The organism is Algibacter pectinivorans (assembly GCF_900112595.1).
Lineage (GTDB): Bacteria > Bacteroidota > Bacteroidia > Flavobacteriales > Flavobacteriaceae > Algibacter_B > Algibacter_B pectinivorans.
The window spans coordinates 156,779-174,664 of the sequence record NZ_FOMI01000005.1 but is presented as its reverse complement, the minus strand read 5'-3'; the positions used below and the strand labels follow the sequence as shown (position 1 = coordinate 174,664).

The 17,886-nt window shown below is 34.8% G+C and carries 20 protein-coding genes and 1 pseudogene; 12 read left to right on the top strand and 9 right to left on the bottom strand.

Annotation, left to right across the window (positions count from 1 at the left end):
* Positions 1-6: 6 nt before the first annotated feature.
* The 6 genes and pseudogenes from BMY96_RS16210 to BMY96_RS09315 all read left to right on the top strand — a co-directional run.
* Positions 7-690 (top strand): annotated as a pseudogene (locus tag BMY96_RS16210) (phosphoribosylanthranilate isomerase); the annotation flags it as partial.
* A 51-nt stretch (positions 691-741) separates the two neighbouring features.
* On the top strand, positions 742-1,923 hold the full coding sequence (gene trpB / locus BMY96_RS16205; RefSeq protein WP_349267206.1) for a tryptophan synthase subunit beta: 1,182 nt from the start codon (positions 742-744) through the stop codon (positions 1,921-1,923).
* Positions 1,924-2,042: 119 nt separating this feature from the next.
* The gene (gene trpA / locus BMY96_RS09330) at positions 2,043-2,807 is read left to right on the top strand and encodes a tryptophan synthase subunit alpha (RefSeq protein ID WP_092851543.1); all 765 of its coding nucleotides are present in this window, start codon (positions 2,043-2,045) and stop codon (positions 2,805-2,807) included.
* Positions 2,808-2,813: 6 nt separating this feature from the next.
* Positions 2,814-3,035, top strand: a complete 222-nt coding sequence (locus BMY96_RS09325) for a hypothetical protein (RefSeq protein WP_092851540.1) — start codon at positions 2,814-2,816, stop codon at positions 3,033-3,035.
* A 96-nt stretch (positions 3,036-3,131) separates the two neighbouring features.
* Positions 3,132-4,418, top strand: coding sequence for an NAD(P)/FAD-dependent oxidoreductase (locus BMY96_RS09320; protein ID WP_092851538.1), 1,287 nt, complete (start codon positions 3,132-3,134; stop codon positions 4,416-4,418).
* Complete coding sequence (locus tag BMY96_RS09315) at positions 4,418-4,867, top strand: tRNA (cytidine(34)-2'-O)-methyltransferase (protein WP_092851537.1); 450 nt, start codon at positions 4,418-4,420, stop codon at positions 4,865-4,867. The genes BMY96_RS09320 and BMY96_RS09315 overlap by 1 nt, the downstream gene beginning before the upstream one ends.
* 10 nt (positions 4,868-4,877) lie before the next feature.
* On the opposite strand, the gene BMY96_RS09310 is transcribed toward BMY96_RS09315, so the two are convergent.
* The 4 genes from BMY96_RS09310 to BMY96_RS09295 form a co-directional block, all read right to left on the bottom strand.
* Positions 4,878-5,102 (bottom strand): VF530 family protein, encoded by a 225-nt coding sequence (locus BMY96_RS09310; RefSeq protein WP_092851535.1) that lies wholly within the window; start codon positions 5,100-5,102, stop codon positions 4,878-4,880.
* Positions 5,102-5,317, bottom strand: coding sequence for a DUF6500 family protein (locus BMY96_RS09305; protein WP_092851534.1), 216 nt, complete (start codon positions 5,315-5,317; stop codon positions 5,102-5,104). Before BMY96_RS09305 ends, BMY96_RS09310 begins: the two co-directional genes overlap by 1 nt.
* 5 nt (positions 5,318-5,322) lie before the next feature.
* Positions 5,323-6,594 carry a DEAD/DEAH box helicase gene (locus BMY96_RS09300; protein WP_092851532.1) on the bottom strand — a complete coding sequence of 424 codons (1,272 nt, stop codon included), beginning with the start codon at positions 6,592-6,594 and terminating at the stop codon, positions 5,323-5,325.
* A gap of 126 nt (positions 6,595-6,720) precedes the next feature.
* Positions 6,721-7,401 (bottom strand): uracil-DNA glycosylase family protein, encoded by a 681-nt coding sequence (locus tag BMY96_RS09295; protein WP_092851531.1) that lies wholly within the window; start codon positions 7,399-7,401, stop codon positions 6,721-6,723.
* A gap of 101 nt (positions 7,402-7,502) precedes the next feature.
* On the opposite strand from BMY96_RS09295, the gene BMY96_RS09290 reads away from it, so the two are divergent.
* Complete coding sequence (locus BMY96_RS09290; RefSeq protein ID WP_092851679.1) at positions 7,503-7,637, top strand: 30S ribosomal protein THX; 135 nt, start codon at positions 7,503-7,505, stop codon at positions 7,635-7,637.
* A 3-nt stretch (positions 7,638-7,640) separates the two neighbouring features.
* On the opposite strand, the gene BMY96_RS09285 is transcribed toward BMY96_RS09290, so the two are convergent.
* Both BMY96_RS09285 and yaaA read right to left on the bottom strand, forming a co-directional pair.
* Entirely contained in the window at positions 7,641-8,363 is a 723-nt protein-coding gene (locus tag BMY96_RS09285; RefSeq protein ID WP_092851530.1) for a hypothetical protein, read from the bottom strand.
* A gap of 51 nt (positions 8,364-8,414) precedes the next feature.
* A complete protein-coding gene (gene yaaA / locus BMY96_RS09280; RefSeq protein ID WP_092851528.1) occupies positions 8,415-9,173 on the bottom strand; it encodes a peroxide stress protein YaaA in 759 nt (252 codons plus the stop codon).
* 172 nt (positions 9,174-9,345) lie between these two features.
* On the opposite strand from yaaA, the gene BMY96_RS09275 reads away from it, so the two are divergent.
* On the top strand, positions 9,346-10,062 hold the full coding sequence (locus tag BMY96_RS09275; protein ID WP_092851527.1) for a 3-ketoacyl-ACP reductase: 717 nt from the start codon (positions 9,346-9,348) through the stop codon (positions 10,060-10,062).
* Positions 10,063-10,281: 219 nt separating this feature from the next.
* On the opposite strand, the gene BMY96_RS09270 is transcribed toward BMY96_RS09275, so the two are convergent.
* Entirely contained in the window at positions 10,282-11,316 is a 1,035-nt protein-coding gene (locus tag BMY96_RS09270; RefSeq protein ID WP_092851526.1) for an RluA family pseudouridine synthase, read from the bottom strand.
* A gap of 2 nt (positions 11,317-11,318) precedes the next feature.
* Positions 11,319-11,876: a PASTA domain-containing protein gene (locus BMY96_RS09265; RefSeq protein ID WP_092851524.1), complete on the bottom strand. Its 558-nt coding sequence runs from the start codon at positions 11,874-11,876 to the stop codon at positions 11,319-11,321.
* Between the two features lie 455 nt (positions 11,877-12,331).
* Here BMY96_RS09265 and BMY96_RS09255 point away from each other — a divergent pair, with 455 nt between their 5' ends.
* The 4 genes from BMY96_RS09255 to BMY96_RS09240 are packed head-to-tail and all read left to right on the top strand — an operon-like array spanning position 12,332 to position 16,028.
* Positions 12,332-13,312, top strand: coding sequence for a D-alanine--D-alanine ligase (locus BMY96_RS09255; RefSeq protein WP_092851677.1), 981 nt, complete (start codon positions 12,332-12,334; stop codon positions 13,310-13,312).
* A gap of 60 nt (positions 13,313-13,372) precedes the next feature.
* Complete coding sequence (locus tag BMY96_RS09250) at positions 13,373-13,978, top strand: zinc-ribbon domain-containing protein (RefSeq protein WP_092851520.1); 606 nt, start codon at positions 13,373-13,375, stop codon at positions 13,976-13,978.
* A 44-nt stretch (positions 13,979-14,022) separates the two neighbouring features.
* Positions 14,023-14,481, top strand: a complete 459-nt coding sequence (gene coaD, locus BMY96_RS09245) for a pantetheine-phosphate adenylyltransferase (RefSeq protein WP_092851519.1) — start codon at positions 14,023-14,025, stop codon at positions 14,479-14,481.
* An 8-nt stretch (positions 14,482-14,489) separates the two neighbouring features.
* On the top strand, positions 14,490-16,028 hold the full coding sequence (locus BMY96_RS09240) for a phospholipase D family protein (RefSeq protein WP_092851518.1): 1,539 nt from the start codon (positions 14,490-14,492) through the stop codon (positions 16,026-16,028).
* Between the two features lie 152 nt (positions 16,029-16,180).
* Here BMY96_RS09240 and BMY96_RS09235 read toward each other — a convergent pair whose 3' ends face one another.
* Positions 16,181-17,845, bottom strand: a complete 1,665-nt coding sequence (locus BMY96_RS09235) for a SulP family inorganic anion transporter (RefSeq protein ID WP_092851516.1) — start codon at positions 17,843-17,845, stop codon at positions 16,181-16,183.
* Positions 17,846-17,886: the final 41 nt, after the last annotated feature.

Here is a 17,886-nt window from a genome sequence, read left to right as displayed (position 1 = left end):
ACTCTTATGACTAAAAAGAAACAACATATCACGCAATCAATTCCCTCTCCTTTGGAGAGGGCTAGGGTGAGGCTGAAAGTTTGTGGCATGAAATATCAAGATAACATCAAAAACGTTGCAGCATTGCAACCGGATTATCTTGGATTTATATTTTATGAAAAATCTGCGCGAAACTTTGATTCTGAAAGCATTCCTGACATACACGAAGCCATCAAAAAAACAGGAGTTTTTGTTGATGCCTCATTGGAATTTGTAATAGATAAAATAAACAAGCACAACTTACAAGCTGTTCAATTACACGGCAACGAATCTCCTGAATATTGTGACGATTTAAAAAATCGTCATGCTAAATTTGTTTCAGTATCACATCCTTTAGAAATAATAAAAGTGTTTTCGGTAAAAGACGAATTCAATTTTAACAGACTAAAACCTTATGAAGCTGTATGCGATTTCTTTTTGTTTGATACAAAAGGAAAACACCCTGGAGGAAACGGTTATACCTTTGATTGGAATTTATTAAACCATTACCCATCAACAAAACCCTTCTTTTTAAGTGGTGGTATTGGCTTAGAAGAAATAGAAGATATTAAACAATTTACAAACAGCAAAGCATCAAAATACTGTTATGCTTTGGATGTAAACAGTAAGTTTGAAATTGAACCCGGATTAAAAAACATTGAAGCATTAAAAGCTTTTAAAAAGAACCTCAGCGAGGTATTAGATTATAAAAAAGAACATGTTATGAATTATAACGTAAACGAAAAAGGCTATTATGGCGAATTTGGAGGTGCATTTATACCAGAAATGCTATACCCAAATGTAGAAGAGTTGCGCCAAAACTATTTAAAAGTTATGGCAGAACCCGATTTTAAGGCAGAGTTCGATAAACTTTTAAAAGATTATGTAGGACGCCCAAGTCCGCTTTATTTTGCTAAACGTCTTTCGGAAAAATATAACACCAAAATATATTTAAAACGCGAAGACCTAAACCATACTGGTGCTCATAAAATTAATAATACTATTGGTCAAATTTTAATGGCCAAACGCTTAGGCAAACACCGTATTATTGCCGAAACTGGCGCTGGACAACATGGTGTTGCAACAGCTACTGTTTGTGCTTTAATGGGCTTAGAGTGTATTGTTTACATGGGCGAAATAGATATTGCTAGACAAGCACCCAATGTGGCTAGAATGAAAATGTTAGGTGCCAAAGTAGTACCAGCATTATCGGGAAGCCGCACGTTAAAAGATGCTACCAACGAAGCTATTCGCGATTGGATAAATAATCCTGTGGATACGCATTATATTATTGGTTCGGCTATTGGTCCGCACCCGTATCCTGATATGGTTACTAGATTTCAAGCGGTAATATCAGAAGAAATTAAATGGCAATTAAAAGAACAAACAGGTAATGAAAACCCAGATTATTTAGTGGCTTGTATTGGTGGAGGTAGCAATGCTGCAGGAACCTATTACCATTATTTACACGAACCAGAAGTTGGAATTATAGCCGTTGAAGCTGCAGGTTTAGGTGTAGATTCGGGTGAAAGTGCTGCAACATCGGTTTTAGGGAAAGAAGGTATTATTCATGGTTGTAAAACCTTGTTAATGCAAACGCAAGACGGACAAATTACAGAACCGTATTCTATTTCGGCAGGATTAGACTATCCTGGTGTTGGCCCAATGCATGCGCATTTAGCGAAAACAGGGCGTGCAGAATTTATGGCTATTACAGATGAAGATGCTATGAATGCTGGGTTAGAACTTTGTAAACTAGAAGGTATTATTCCGGCTATTGAAAGTTCGCATGCTTTAGCCATTTTTGAACAGAGACAATTTAAACCAAATGATGTTGTTGTGGTTAGTTTATCTGGTCGTGGTGATAAGGATTTAAACAACTATATTGAGTATTTTAAAATATAAATAGATGACGTTATTACCGCGTTAGGGATTGAACGGCATGTTTGAGCTCCCCGACTTTTTAGGAGGGAGCGAGTAGTGAAAGCCCGACCCTTGTGGTAACGCCCAAAATAAAAACGACAATGAACAGAATAAATAAAAAGCTAAACGAAGACAAAAAATTACTATCTATTTACTTTACAGCAGGATATCCAAATATTGACGATACCGTGACCATTATCGAGAATTTAGAAAAAAACGGTGTCGATATGATTGAAATTGGCCTACCGTTTAGCGACCCATTGGCCGATGGACCAACTATTCAAGCAAGTTCTACAGCTGCTTTAAAAAACGGCATGACCACCGAAGTGCTTTTTGAACAGCTAAAAGACATTAGAAAAACAGTAAATATTCCTTTAATTATTATGGGATACTTTAACCCAATGTTTCAATATGGGGTTGAAGCTTTTTGCAAAAAATGCCAAGAAATTGGTATTGATGGTTTAATTATTCCGGATTTACCTGTTGATGTTTACCATGAAGAATATCAAGCTATTTTTGAAAAATACGGCCTTATAAATGTATTTTTAATTACACCGCAAACTAGCGATGAGCGTATTCATTATATCGATTCTATTTCTAACGGATTTATTTATATGGTGAGTAGTGCGAGTACTACCGGAGCGCAATCTGGTTTTGGAACCGTGCAAACCGAATATTTTGAGCGTATTGGAAAAATGAACTTAAATAACCCGCAGGTTATTGGTTTTGGGATTAGTAATAACGAGACTTTTACACAAGCCACGCAATATGCCAAAGGGGCTATTATTGGTAGTGCTTTTGTAAAACATGTTACTAATAATGGGGTAAATAGCATTGATACATTTGTAAATTCAATTTTAAATTAAACCTATTTGAAACCACTTAAGGATCTTAGAATTGCCATACTACTTTGTTTTACTTTAGGACTAGCCCCTTTTTATCCAGAACCGCATGTTTGGGGAAAGTTAAAATGGGTTTTTGGAGGAGCACATGGTATGGAGATTAAAGATTGGTTTGATTTACTAATGCATGCATTTCCTTTTTTACTCTTAGTGAGGATAATTGCTTTAAAACTATTAAATACTGCATCCTAGAACTAAGGTTTTACTAGCATTAGAAATACGTAATAACACCTTATAGAGAAGAGTTGCTACATTAAATAACTTTGTTGAATCTATATTAAAATAAAAATGATACAACCGGAAAAAATAGTAATAATTGGTGCTGGATTTGCAGGCTTAAGGCTTGCTCAAGAATTAATTAACCACCCCAACTATGAAGTATGGCTAATTGATAAGCAAAACTACCACCAATTTCAACCTTTAATGTATCAGGTTGCGACTGCCAGACTGGAACCCGCAAGTATTTCTTTTCCTTTAAGAAAGGTGTTTCAAAAGGCAAAAAATGTACGAATTAGAATAACAAAGGTTTCTGAAATTAATTTTGAGGATAAATTTGTAAGCACACCTATAGGTAATTTTGATTACGATCATTTGGTATTATCCATAGGTTGCTCTACAAACTATTTTGGCAATAAGAGCATTAAAAAATTTGCCTACCCCATGAAAACTATTCCAGAAGCTATACAGCTTAGAAATAGGATTTTACAAACCTTTGAAGATGCTTTAAACACTACAGACCCCACCAAACTACAGGCCCTACTAAACTTTGTTGTTGTTGGTGGTGGCGCCACCGGAGTAGAATTAGCAGGGGCTTTGGCGGAAATGAAGAAAAACATTTTACCTAAAGATTACCCAGATAAAGATTTTTCTAAATTGGTTATTTACCTGCTAGAAGGAAGCCCGAATACGCTAAGTCCTATGAGTGAAGGTTCTCAAACCATGTCTCAAAAATACCTAGAAGAACTTGGTGTTGAAGTTAAAACCAACACTTTTGTTAGTGATTATGATGGACGAACGGTAACACTAAATTCTGGAGAACTAATTCCATCTAGAAATGTGATTTGGGCAGCTGGTGTAACAGGAAATATAATAAAAGGGTTTCCAGAAGCTTGCGTTACCCGTGGCAACAGGTTAATTGTTAACAGACATAGCGAAGTTGAAGGCTTAAACCAAGTTTATGCTTTGGGAGATATTGCATTTATGAGTACACCAAATTACGAGCATGGACATCCGCAAGTTGCCGGAGTAGCTTTGCAGCAAGCCGATGTTTTAGCCAAAAACTTATCCAACCGCATTACAGGTAAACCTCTAAAAGACTTTAAATATAAAGACAAAGGCTCTATGGCAACTATAGGAAAACGTAAGGCTGTTGTAGATTTACCAAAATTTAGTTTTCAAGGTAGGTTAGCTTGGTTTACATGGATGTTTATTCACTTAATGCTAATTTTAAGCATAAAAAACAAGCTCCTTATTTTCATGAACTGGATGATTAGTTATTTTAATAACGACAGTACTTTAAGAATTATAATGAAACCTGCAGCTACCAAAGTAAAGGTTAAAACCAAAACAGAATAATGCCTTTAAACATTGTTTTAATAGAACCAGAAATACCTAATAACACAGGAAACATTGGCCGTTTAGCATTAGCTTCTGGGTCGCACTTGCATTTAGTTAAGCCTTTTGGTTTTGAAATTACCGATGCGCGTTTAAAACGTGCAGGGTTAGATTATTGGCAACATATACAAATTACTTACTACGAAAATATTGATGAATTCTTTAACATCAATAAAGATAAAAACATGGCGTTTCTGTCTAGCCATGGCTCCAAAAATCATTGGGATATTCCTTTTGAAGATGATATATTTTTAATATTTGGAAAAGAGTCTGTTGGCTTACCTAAACCATTAATAGAAAAACATAAAGATCAGCTTTTTAAAATCCCACTCTATAGCGAGCATATTAGAAGCTTAAATTTAGCTAATGCGGTTAGCATTACTGTTTATGAGGGGTTGAAAAACATATAAAATAATAGCATTATCGTTTTTGCTTTAGCATATTTAAATACATATTTTCAACCTTAGTTCTAGCCCAAGGCATTCTACGTAAAAATTTTAAGCTAGATTTTACAGTAGGATTATCTGTAAAACATTTAATTTTCACAACAGTTCCCATATATTCCCATCCATAATGCGCTACCAAATCATTAATAATTTGTTCTAGCTTTATGCCATGAAGCGGATTATTTGGTTGTGATTCCATTACAAATTTTCGACTAATTTTTTAATTTTAACGGCCTTTTCAAAATGGTCTAATTTATGGGTTTTAATCCACCATGTTGCAGCTTCCATTAATAGTTCTGGGTTATCATTTTTATTCTTGAAAAAAGCATAGAAGGATACGCCAACACCGTCTCCTTTCGAGGCAATTTTTTTGTCGCAAACTTCTATGATTTTAGCTTTAAGAATCTTGTTCATGTATACTATTTACGTCTTGCACTATTGCCGCTTCTAGACTTATTACTTCTTCCTGAGTTTTTATTAGAACCACCAGAATTGCTATTTCTAGGTTTTCTATTTTGACGCCCTTGACCTTGTTTTATAGGTTGCGTTGATGCATTTGGGTCAGGTTCGAAACCTTCTACAATTTGCACTGGCAATTTCATATCAATAAGCTTTTCAATATCTCTTAAAAAACTAGTTTCATCGGCACTTACTAAGGATATAGCTTCACCTTTAGCTCCTGCTCTACCCGTTCTACCTATACGGTGCACATAATCTTCAGAAATATTAGGTAATTCAAAATTAATAACATGAGGTAATAATGGAATATCTAAACCACGTGCTGCAATATCTGTTGCCACTAAAACACGTACTCGTCCACTTTTAAAACCAGCCAAAGCTTTTGTTCTTGCGCCTTGACTTTTATTTCCATGAATAGCTGCTGCTGTTATTCCAGATTTAATCATCTTTTCACAAAGCTTATTCGCACCATGTTTTGTTCGGTTAAAAACCAAAACTTGTTTCCAATTTCCATCGGAAATTAACTTAATAATTAAGCCTGTTTTTAAGCCTTTGGCAACTCGATATACTTTTTGCGAAATCGCTTCAACGGTAGTATTTTCGGGAGTAGCTTCAACTTGCACAGGATGGTTTAAAATACCATGTGCTAATTTCTTAATATCTTTTGAAAACGTAGCCGAAAACATCAAATTCTGACGCTTTTCAGGCATAGATTTTATAACCTTTTCAATATCTCTTAAAAATCCCATGTCAAGCATTCTATCTGCTTCATCTAAAACAAATATTTCTACGCGTTTAAGCGATATAATACCTTGACTCTGTAAATCTAATAAACGTCCGGGAGTAGCAACTAAAACATCGACACCTTGACGAATAGTTGCTGCTTGTGGTTTTTGGTTTACGCCACCAAAAATTACAGCACTACGTAAGTTTAAAAACTCACTATATTCTCTAACATTAGCATAAACTTGTGCCGCCAACTCTCTTGTTGGTGTTAATATTAAAGCACGAATGGGTCTATATTTTTCTTTCGGATTTTCAGAAAGTATATGTAACAATGGTAATGTAAAACCAGCTGTTTTTCCGGTTCCTGTTTGTGCAGATGCTAATACATCGTGCCCTTCTAAAACTGGAGGAATTGCTTTTTGTTGAATTGGACTTGGGGTTGTGTATCCTTTTTTGCTAATTGCTTTTAGCAAGGCTTCGGATAAGCCTAAAGATTGAAATGACATATAGTGTTTTTATGAAGACCCTTTCTTGGGCATTTGAGATAACAAAACATAAATGCATTTTACCTCCTTCTTATTATTAAGCGACAAAGGTACAGCTAATTTTCTCGCTAGCTTTCAATTAAAGGCTCAAAAAAACTCACTATACTGCATCACTCGAAAATCGAAGGTATTAAACTCCGGATTTTTAGCCTTTAACTGTTTATAAAGTGGTAGTCTACTTATTGAAATATTTGCTGCTCCAGAACTTGAGGTTAACGAAACCGTTTTAATAATACGTTTACCATTAACAGCATCCTGTGTGTTATTCGGCATGACAAATTCATGAATTCGTGGCACTTCATTTTCAACTACATCTAACTTTAAATTATAAGTCTTTAAATGCCTTCGGAAAAAATATTCGGGCCCATTTTTACTATTTCCACCGGTAAACAATAATGTATTAATATTTGGATATTGTTTTAAATAACCCACAATATCCCGAAGTTTAATATTTGTCATACCTAAATCTGAAGCATCAACTTTTTCGCGTTCTGCACTAGCCACAATATCACAAACGCCAATTTTATGCTTTTTTAAAAATGTTTTTCGTTGTTCAATAGCTTCACTCGAACCATCGTATCGCAAACCTAAATTATGGATTTTATCGATAAATAGCCAAAGCGAGTTGTAATAACTTCCGTAGCAAAAATCGACATCCTTTTCTAAAAGATCTCCCGTTGAAAACCTTGGAGGTGGTAAGGTGCCAACTATCAATTTTGTTGTGTCTTTTTCGATAAATGGTTTGTAGGGGTGTTTATGAATGAACATCTATTTAACTTGTATTTCTGCTTTAAAATGGCTATATTCTATAATTGGTTAAAAATAATGAGATTTCCGCCGTCGCGGAAATGAAAAAACAATTACTTGATATGGGAAAAGGAGATAAAAAAACAAAACGAGGTAAAATAAACAGAGGTACTTTTGGGGCAAGACGACCACGAATTAAAAAGAAACAATCTATTGAAAACAAAATTAGCGTTGGTGCTAAAGCCGAAGCAAAATAACAACTACAGCTCTTTTAATAGCTTCTCAACCTCTAGTATGGTTGTTCTATAAAGTTTTTGGTTTTGTTTTGTCATGTGACTAGACTCGGTAGAAATAGCATTCAAAATCGCTTTAGCATCCTCTGTTTTTTGATTACTTATCAAAAATTTAGCTAATATTAGGCGCTCTTCATAAAAGGAATATCTAACATCAATAGTTCTTAAATTAGCTTCGGCAGCTTCCAATTTGCCTAATTGTTCTAAGGCTAATCCGTATAAAAACTGTGTTCTAGATTTTTTAAATTCGGAATGATTTTTAATGGTTTCAGCATAAAAAACAACCTGATTAAAATCCTGAATATTAAAATACGCTTCAATAAGTTGCTTGGTAACGTAAGAATTATTTTGAGATGTATCCTTTAAAGCTTCTTGGTATTGCGCAATTGCCTTATCAAAATCTTTAATTTCTAAATACGCATCGGCCAGATTTACACGGTTTTGGTACGAGTCCGAAAATTCTAATCGATTTTCTAAATCCGTAATCTTTTTTGAAGGATTAATTACATGAGCCAGATTTTCCGTTATTTTTTCGGCATCACGCTTATTATAAACTTGGGTTAGTAAATAGATTGCACATCCAATAGGTCCTAAAAACAGAATAATAAACCACCAATAAAAGGCATTTCTATTGGTATAGAGATGGTATAAACAATACGCCTGAAGTGCAATTATTAAGTAGTAATACATTAAATTTTTAAACTTATAAAATTGGATTGCTGTGACATAGTTTTACTAAAACTACCTTGTAAAAACTAAATCGTTAGCTTTAGATAGCTCATCGCTAAAACCGTAATCCATATAATTAAAGCCTTTTAAATCGTCTATAGTTTGTGCATTAGTATCTACAATATAACGCGCCATGGCACCACGAGCTTCCTTTGCAAAAAATGATATAACTTTATACTTACCATTTTTAAAATCTTTAAAATTAGCAGTTACAACTGGTACTTTTAATGTTTTGGTATCTATGGCTTTAAAATACTCGTTACTCGCTAAGTTTAAGAACAGCTCATCGTCTTCAAGCTCTTCATTTAAGGCTTTTGTAATGTCTTTTTTCCAAAACTCATAAAGATTCTTATTTTGCCCAACTTTTAATTTTGTTCCCATTTCTAATCTATAGGGTTGCATTAAATCGGTTGGTTTCAAAACACCATATAAACCCGAAAGTATGCGCACCGTACTTTGTAGGGTTTCTAATTTTTCTTCCGGAATGGTGTAGGCATCTAAACCTCGGTACACATCGCCGTTAAAAGCATACACTGCTGGTCGCGCATTTTCTGGAGTAAAAGGGGTTTCCCAATCTTGATTACGCTCGTAATTTAACTGTCCTAAAGCATCAGAAATACTCATAAGCTTAGACAAACTTTTAGCCGATTTGGTTTTAAGCAGTTTATTTAAACGTTCAGACTGCTTCAAAAATTCTGGCGTTGTATGTTTTGCCGTTGGTAACGGACTTTCAAAATTTAAAGACTTTGCTGGTGATAATACTAATTTCATAATTAATGCTATTTTTTTTTAGTTCTGCTAAAAGTAGAACTCTCAATTTTTCTTCATTTTCAAATTTACAACTACTAATTCATTTATATGTTTTGGTCTTAAAATTATTTATGATACGACTATAAATAGAATTGATGTTTTTATCTTTACTTAAAACTTAATCTAAAATATTATGGAAGTTATAAAAGGAAAAAAAGCAATTATTACAGGTGGTAGTCGAGGACTAGGAAAAGCAACAGCTATTGCTTTAGCTAAAGAAGGTGTTGATGTTGCTATTACAGGCCGAAATGAAAACACCTTAAAAGAAACAGTAACAGAGCTAAAAGCTTTAGGCGTTAATGCCTTTTACGCAGTTTTTGATGTAAGCAACTATCAAGATGTACAAAAAGGAATTAATAAACTTATAACTGACTTAGGCACTGTTGATATTTTAGTAAACAATGCTGGTATTGCTGCTTTTGGAACTTTTAACGACATGACAGTTGAAGATTGGACACAAATCATTCAAGTAAATGTTATGGGCATGTATTATGTTACCAAAGAAGTATTGCCGAATTTAATAGAAAAAAATGAAGGTGATATTTTAAATGTATCCTCAACAGCTGGTTTAACGGGAAATGCGCAAACATCGGCATATTCAGCTTCTAAATTTGCTGTAATTGGCATGTCTGAATCGCTAATGAAAGAAGTTCGTAAAAACAATATTCGTGTGTGTACTTTAACACCAAGTACCATTGCAACAGATATGGCCCTAGATTTAGGAATAACTGATGGCAACGAAGAAAAAGTTTTGCAACCCGAAGATTTTGCCGAATTAATTGTGGCTAGTTTAAAATTACCTAGAAGAGCCATGTTAAAAGGGGCTTCTTTATGGTCTACCAACCCTTAATATAAATTTATAGGCTAACACCAAAGTTAGCTTTTTATAAATTAATTAAGATTTAAATAAAGCGGTTTTATTACCCTTAAAAAATGCTAAAAACAAGCCACACATATAGAAGGCTTAAGGTGTCATTAATTCCTAGTAAAAAATAGATTAGTGCTCAAAAATGTTAATTATTAAAGAAAACTTATAAGCCTTATTCCCTTAACAGAAATAACATAACTATTATAAAGCTTGGTTTTTAGTATAATTACGCCATTTCTCGATACACTGTTGCATATCGTCTGGCACCGGAGTTTCAAAACGCATAAATTCTCCCGTGGTTGGATGCTCGAAACCTAAAGTTTTAGCATGCAGCGCTTGCCTTGGTAATACCTTAAAACAATTATCTACAAACTGCTTGTATTTAGTAAACGTGGTACCTTTTAGCACTTTTTCGCCACCATAACGCTCGTCGTTAAACAAGGTGTGTCCAATATGTTTCATGTGCACACGTATTTGATGCGTACGGCCAGTTTCTAGTTTACAGGACACCAAGGTTACATAACCCAAACGCTCTAAAACTTTGTAATGCGTAACGGCTGGTTTGCCTTTATCGGCCTCATCATCAAGAAACACGGTGTTTTGTAGTCTGTTTTTAGGGTGGCGTCCAATGTTGCCCTCAATAGTGCCTTCATCTTCGCTCATGTTTCCCCAAACAATAGCCACATATTCGCGCTCGCTAGTTTTATTAGCAAACTGTGCCGATAAATGTGCCATAGCTTTTTCGGTTTTGGCAACCACTAAAAGTCCGCTAGTATCTTTATCAATGCGGTGCACTAATCCCGGGCGTTCGCTAGAGTTGTTTGGTAAATTATCGAATCTGTAAATTAAAGCATTTATAAGCGTACCCGAATAATTACCATGCCCTGGATGCACAACAATACCGGCTTCTTTATTAACCACCAACAGGTCGTCGTCTTCGTAAACGACATCTATATCAATATCCTCACCTACCAATAAGTTCTCAAATGGTGGGTGCGATAACAATACTCTAATCTTATCTAGGGGTTTTACTTTGTAGTTTGCTTTAACAGCCACATCGTTAACAAAAATGCTTCCTTCTTTGGCAGCAGCTTGTATTTTATTTCGGGTAGCGTTTTCAACAAAATTCATTAAATATTTATCAATACGAAGGGGCGTTTGCCCTTTATCTACAGTAAATGCATGATGTTCGTAAAGATCATTTTCGTCTGGTAATTGCGGTGTATAGTCGTCCATAGTTACGGTCGGTTTCCATTACCAAGCACTAAATCTATAACCGAAGTTTTGGCTAATTTATCGCCAGCATTAAGTGTTTTTCCTTTGTGACTAAGCTTTAAAACCATGTCTTTTCCAATATTATCAACATAAGTTATTTTACCAATTTTAAACCCTAAGGCCTCTAAATTTGGTTTAACCTGTCTAAATGTTTTATCTATTAAGCCCTCTGGTATGTTCATTTTTCTGTAGCCAGATGGGTTAAGCGTTATATAAATTTTTCTATCCTTTTTCACTTGTGTTCCCACTTGCGGGTCTTGCTCTATTACCGAATACTTCGGGTAATCCGGGTTGTAATTTGCCGAATCCTGAATTTTCATCACCAAATTATTATCCTTCAATTCCATTTGTGCCACACTAATAGATTTACCTGTAAGCTGCGGCACAGTTTCAAAATCGCCATGATTGGTTGTAATATTTAACCACTTTAACATGATAAAACACAATACGACAACAGCTACTAAAGCAAGTAAAAGCTGCTTAAAAAAAGTTTTACTGGTTATAAATTTTATAAAGCTCATGAATAGAATTTTCGATTAGGCAAATATATAAAAACAGAACTGTTTTTTCTTTTGCAATATATATGATATTTTAGCTTAACTAATAGTAACTCAAAATAAGTACGTTTTATTATTAGTTTTTGGTTGTAAGTTCACAAAATTAGTTTTTTTAATGTTAAGCCGCTTCAATAGATTTCGATATTTTATCTGAATACTATCAATATTTTGAGCGTTACCGCACCCTTCAACTTCGATCAGGGCAGGCGGTTGGGCTTGAAGCCTGTTTTGAGCGAAATCGAAAGGCTGCAAGTCCTCGCACCTCCTACCGTCGGGCTGCGGGCTTTCCACTACAATCCCTAACGCGGGCGTAGTGCATAAGTTAAACATTAAAGCTAAAGTTTGTGTTAACAACAAAAAAACAAGAAAGACATAAAAAAAGAGACTCCCTGCTACAAGGGAATAACAAAATACTATATATGAAAAACATCGCCATAATTATGGGTGGGTATTCCAGCGAATACAAAATCTCTTTAACCAGCGGAAATGTAGTTTACGAAACGCTAGACAAATCAAAATACAAAGCCTATCGCATACATATTTTTAAAGATAAATGGGTTTACGTTAACGACGAAAACGAAGAATTCCCAATAGACAAAAACGATTTCTCCATTAATGTAGATGCCTTTAAAATTACCTTCGATTGTGTTTTTAATGCCATTCATGGCTCTCCTGGAGAAGATGGGTTTATGCAAGGCTATTTCAAACTATTAAACATACCACATACCAGTTGCGATATGTATCAAGCTGGTATAACTTTTAATAAGCGCGATTGTTTAAGCGTTTTAAAACCTTACGGTATAAAAACAGCCGAATCGTTTTATGTAAACCTTGGCGATACCATTAATCCAGATGCCATTGTTGCAAAAGTGGGACTCCCTTGTTTTGTAAAAGCCAATAAAGCTGGGAGCAGCTTTGGAGTATCAAAAGTACATAAAAAGGAAGATTTACAAAACGCCATAGATGTAGCCTTTAAAGAAGACAACGAAATTATTATTGAATCCTTTCTTGAAGGTACCGAGGTTTCGGTTGGTGTTATTACCTATAAAGGCGAAACCAAAGTATTGCCTATAACAGAAATTGTTTCGGAAAATGATTTTTTCGACTACGAAGCTAAATACCTTGGTAAATCTCAAGAAATTACACCAGCGCGATTAAAACCAGAGGAAGAAGAAAAAGTAACCCAAGAAGCTAAAAAAGTATACGAAGTTTTAAAAATGAAAGGCTTTAGCCGAAGCGAATTTATATTTAAAAACGGTGAACCGCACCTATTAGAAATGAATACCATTCCCGGGTTAACCAGAGAAAGTATTTTACCGCAACAAGCAGCCGCGGCAAACATATCGCTAGCCGATTTGTTTGATAGCGCCATAGAAGAAGCCCTTAAAAGCCATTCTTAAGCCCTTTGTAACAGGAGGAAAACAACACGAAAAACAATTAATTCAATATAACTAAAACTCATGATTTTTTACGGCACAAATTCCTCCAGATTAAAAGATGGTCAATTACCAAATGTTACTTGTCCTAATTGTCAAACTCAAACATCCATGACATATAGTGTGTTTGGCAAATACGCTTACATATATTGGATACCAATTTTCCCAATGGGTAAAGTAAACGTATTAGAGTGTAATTCGTGTAAACGTACGTATAAATTAAAAGAGCTTCCGGAGCAAATCCAGCGTAAGTTCGAAACCGAAAAACATACCGGTATTCCAATTTTACATTTTAGTGGTTTAGCTATTATTTTACTAATTATAGCCTATTTTACCTATTCGAGTTCTAAACATAAAGACGCCGAAGCAGATTACGTTAAAAACCCAGCTATTGGCGATGTTTATTCTGTTTTATCGGAATCTAAAGGACAGTATACAACCATGAAAGTAACAGGAGTAACTAACGATAGCGTTTATGTAATTTTTAACAATTATGAAATTGATAAACGCAGTGCTATCTATAAAATTGATAAGGCCGAAAATTACAGCGATTTAGTTGATGGCTACACAAAACAAGAAATAGTATCTTTATATACCGAAAAAACTATTTATAATATAGATAGAGATTAAAATATGCCCGCCTTTGCGGTAATAACTAGACTAAAAGCAATTTTATGAAACGAGCTTTATTTCCAGGGTCTTTTGATCCCTTAACCTTAGGACACGTAGATATTATTACACGCGGTGTTACACTTTTTGATGAAGTTATTGTAGCCATTGGTGTAAACGCCGATAAAAAATACATGTTCTCTTTAGATGATAGAAAACGCTTTATTGAGGAAACTTTTAAAGACGAACCTAAGGTTAAAGTTGTTACATACAAAGGTTTAACAGTAGATTTTTGTCACAAAATAGGTGCAGAATTTATTTTAAGAGGATTACGAAATCCTGCCGATTTTGAGTTCGAGAAAGCTATTGCTCACACAAACAGACATTTATCTACCATTGAAACCGTATTTCTTTTAACCGCGGCAAGAACTTCGTTTATAGCATCGTCCATTGTTCGAGACGTTATTAGAAACAACGGCGATTATACCAAGTTGGTTCCCGATAGTGTTCGTGTAAAGCCATAACCCGTTACATGAATGTCTTTTTAAAATTAAAATACTATTTATTAGTCGTTGTAATGGTTTTAACGTCTTGTAACAACAAGAAAACCGATACAACAAAAACCGATTTTTGTTCTAAACTCCAACGGAACGATAGCCTATCTCTGTCTAAAGCATTAGCAGAATTCACACCGATAATGCAAGACAAAACGGGTGTTTATGTGCTTGAAGATGGCAGCGGATCCATGGTAGCCAGAGCGTGGTTAACCGAATATGCCGAAAAAACTATCGATATTCAATACTTTATATTCTCGACAGATAATGTAGGTTTAATTGCTTGCGACTATTTAATTAAAGCTGCCGACAGAGGCGTTCAAGTCCGCATTCTAGTTGATGATATTATGATTGAAGCCGATGCTCAAGACATTTTAACCTTTAATTCTCACCCAAACATATCGGTTAAAATATATAACCCTGGTGTAAACTTAGGTAAAAACATTTTTCAGAAAACAGGAAAATTTGCAATAAATTTTAAGGCCGCTAACCAACGCATGCACAACAAAACTTTTATTGTTGATGATAAGGTGGTTATTACTGGAGGCAGAAATATAGCCGATGAGTATTTTGATTACGACCACGAATATAATTTTAGAGATAGAGATATCCTGTTGATAGGAAAAGAAACGAAAACAGTAAAAACATCTTTTGAAACCTTTTGGAATAGCGCATTAAGTATAGATGTTACAAATGTAATTAAGGACATTCCTGAAAACATACTTGAAGAAAACAGGTTTGACAATCTTCATGAATATGCTTGTAACCCAGAAAATTTTTGGCCACAAGTTAGAACACGTATTGAAAATTTACCAGAAACATTTAATACTATTAAAAACTCTGGCGATTTGGTTTGGCTAGACCAGGTTCGTTTTATTTCGGATTTACCAGGGAAAAACGATGGCAAAAACGGTTTAAGTGGTGGTGGTATTTCTACAACGGCACTTATAAATTTGGTTAAAAATGCCAAATCTTCGATAGATATTCAAACGCCGTATTTAATTACCTCGAAAACCTCCCGAGCGTTATTTAAAGCTGCCGTAAATCGTGGTGTAAACATTAGAATCCTTACCAACAGTTTATCTAGCACCGATAACGTGGAAGCGTTTAGTGGCTACCAATCCAGCAGAAAAGATTTGCTAAAAACTGGTGTTAGAATATTTGAATTTAAACCAGATGCCGAAGAACGTAAAAAAATCATGACTGGAGAACTGCAAGCTACATTAGAGTATGCGCCTATTTTTGGACTACATGCTAAATCGATGGTTATTGATGGCAAAACTACAGTTATTGGCACTTTTAATTTAGATCCAAGAAGTGCTAATTTAAATACGGAATGTATTGTAGTTGTAGAATCTAAAAAAATATCGGAAGGTGTTTTAAAAGGCATGAACATAGAGTTTAAACCTGAAAATTCATGGGAAACGACTTTAGATTTTAATCCGGATTCTGAGGTTAGTAATTATAAGCGCTTAAAAACTTGGACGCGAAAAGTGATTCCTAATTCCATATTATAAACCTCAAAATACGGTCTCAGTAATAGTTTTTAGTTTAAAATCGATTACGAAAAACATTACAAATATATTACTTACCTCTTATTAATCTTTTATTCTATTGCCTCTATTAAATTGAGGTGTACTTCGAATTAACAAAATAAGTAACATAAACATTAAAATTCATACTCCGAAAGCCCTTTTGGGAAGGCTTCTGGGTTTGCAGCTAAATGGTAGCGAGGATCGTCGACATCTTCGATAATTACCTCTCTAAATTTTGGACTTGCCTTGTAAAGCAAAATTTTACTGTCTTCGCTTAAATGCTTTAACTTAATGGTTTTGCCCGCGGCTTCGTATTTATTAACGATATTGAAAATGGCTTCGAGGGCAGAATGATCGCTAACTCGCGACTCTACAAAATCTATTTCGATATGATCTGGATCGTTTTTAATATCGAATTTTTCGTTAAAAGCCTGAATTGACCCAAAGAATAATGGACCCCATATTTCGTACGTTTTTGTTTTACCATCTTCTGACAGACGTTTTCTGGCTCTAATTTTTTTAGCATTTTCCCAAGAAAACACTAATGCTGAAATAATAACACCTACGAATACAGCAATGGCTAAATCGACAAATACGGTTACTAAAGATACTGTTACAAGTACAATAGCATCGGACATTGGTATTTTCTTTAAAATCCTGAAACTTGACCATGCAAAGGTTTCGATAACCATCATGAACATTACACCTATTAAGGCCGCAATAGGTACCATTTCGATTAATTTATCGGCAAAAAGAATAAAGGATAATAAGGTTACTGCCATCATGATTCCAGATAAACGACCACGACCACCAGCGTTAATGTTAATTACTGTTTGTCCAATCATACCACAACCACCGGTACCACCAAATAAACCAGAAACTATATTTCCTGCACCTTGTGCTACACATTCTTTATTTCCGTTACCTCTGGTATCGGTTATCTCGTCGACTAAATTCATAGTCATTAAAGTTTCAATTAATCCTACCGAAGCCGCTAAAAATGCAGGTAAAGCAATAAACTTTAAGGTATCTAAATTAAAAGGTAAGTTTTGCCATAGCTCGATGTTAGGTGTTGGAAACTCGCCTTTTAAACCGGTACCACCACCTTCAATAATATAAGACCCAACTGTTGAAACATCCATATTAAAACCAACAACAATTAGCGTGGTTACAATAATAGCTGTTAGTGCTGCCGGTAATTTTTTTGTAACTTTTGGTAGCCCCCACATAATCCCCATGGTTAAAAGCACCAAACCAATCATGGTATACAATTCTATTCCTTGCATATAGGTACTAACATATTCGTTAACACCTTCTGGAGATACTTGTAAGGATTTATGAGAAAACATTTTTACCTGTGCCATAAAAATAACAATAGATAAACCGTTAACAAACCCCATCATTACTGGATGAGGTATTAAACGAACAAAACGCCCCAGCTTAAAAACCCCTGCTAAAATTTGTATAATTCCCATTAAAATAACACAGGCCATAAGGTAGAAAAAGCCCATGTTTTCAATAGGCGTATCTAGTAACATACCTTTGGTATGTCCTTCGGCTATCATACTAACAAAAATAACTGCTACTGCTCCTGCTGCTCCAGAAATTAAACCGGGTCTGCCTCCAAAAATGGCAGTAATTAAGCCAATAATAAATGCTCCAGATAGAGCCATTAAAGGGTCTATTTGTGCTACAAAGGCAAATGCAACCACCTCTGGAATCATTGCCAAAGAGACAGTAATACCACTTAAAATATCATTTTTTGCGTTAGCAGAGCGCTTTCTAAAAAATTCGGTCATAATTCTTTTTTTGAAGCTGCAAATTTACGCTTAATATAATG

Bases quoted from the DNA above. Each gene is read 5' to 3' on its own strand.
- trpB (WP_349267206.1), top strand. From the start codon at position 742: ATGAATTATAACGTAAACGAAAAAGGCTATTATGGCGAATTTGGAGGT.
- trpA (WP_092851543.1), top strand. From the start codon at position 2,043: ATGAACAGAATAAATAAAAAGCTAAACGAAGACAAAAAATTACTATCT.
- BMY96_RS09320 (WP_092851538.1), top strand. From the start codon at position 3,132: ATGATACAACCGGAAAAAATAGTAATAATTGGTGCTGGATTTGCAGGC.
- BMY96_RS09315 (WP_092851537.1), top strand. From the start codon at position 4,418: ATGCCTTTAAACATTGTTTTAATAGAACCAGAAATACCTAATAACACA.
- BMY96_RS09310 (WP_092851535.1), bottom strand. From the start codon at position 5,102: ATGGAATCACAACCAAATAATCCGCTTCATGGCATAAAGCTAGAACAA.
- BMY96_RS09305 (WP_092851534.1), bottom strand. From the start codon at position 5,317: ATGAACAAGATTCTTAAAGCTAAAATCATAGAAGTTTGCGACAAAAAA.
- BMY96_RS09300 (WP_092851532.1), bottom strand. From the start codon at position 6,594: ATGTCATTTCAATCTTTAGGCTTATCCGAAGCCTTGCTAAAAGCAATT.
- BMY96_RS09295 (WP_092851531.1), bottom strand. From the start codon at position 7,401: ATGTTCATTCATAAACACCCCTACAAACCATTTATCGAAAAAGACACA.
- BMY96_RS09290 (WP_092851679.1), top strand. From the start codon at position 7,503: ATGGGAAAAGGAGATAAAAAAACAAAACGAGGTAAAATAAACAGAGGT.
- BMY96_RS09285 (WP_092851530.1), bottom strand. From the start codon at position 8,363: ATGTATTACTACTTAATAATTGCACTTCAGGCGTATTGTTTATACCAT.
- yaaA (WP_092851528.1), bottom strand. From the start codon at position 9,173: ATGAAATTAGTATTATCACCAGCAAAGTCTTTAAATTTTGAAAGTCCG.
- BMY96_RS09275 (WP_092851527.1), top strand. From the start codon at position 9,346: ATGGAAGTTATAAAAGGAAAAAAAGCAATTATTACAGGTGGTAGTCGA.
- BMY96_RS09270 (WP_092851526.1), bottom strand. From the start codon at position 11,316: ATGGACGACTATACACCGCAATTACCAGACGAAAATGATCTTTACGAA.
- BMY96_RS09265 (WP_092851524.1), bottom strand. From the start codon at position 11,876: ATGAGCTTTATAAAATTTATAACCAGTAAAACTTTTTTTAAGCAGCTT.
- BMY96_RS09255 (WP_092851677.1), top strand. From the start codon at position 12,332: ATGAAAAACATCGCCATAATTATGGGTGGGTATTCCAGCGAATACAAA.
- BMY96_RS09250 (WP_092851520.1), top strand. From the start codon at position 13,373: ATGATTTTTTACGGCACAAATTCCTCCAGATTAAAAGATGGTCAATTA.
- coaD (WP_092851519.1), top strand. From the start codon at position 14,023: ATGAAACGAGCTTTATTTCCAGGGTCTTTTGATCCCTTAACCTTAGGA.
- BMY96_RS09240 (WP_092851518.1), top strand. From the start codon at position 14,490: ATGAATGTCTTTTTAAAATTAAAATACTATTTATTAGTCGTTGTAATG.
- BMY96_RS09235 (WP_092851516.1), bottom strand. From the start codon at position 17,845: ATGACCGAATTTTTTAGAAAGCGCTCTGCTAACGCAAAAAATGATATT.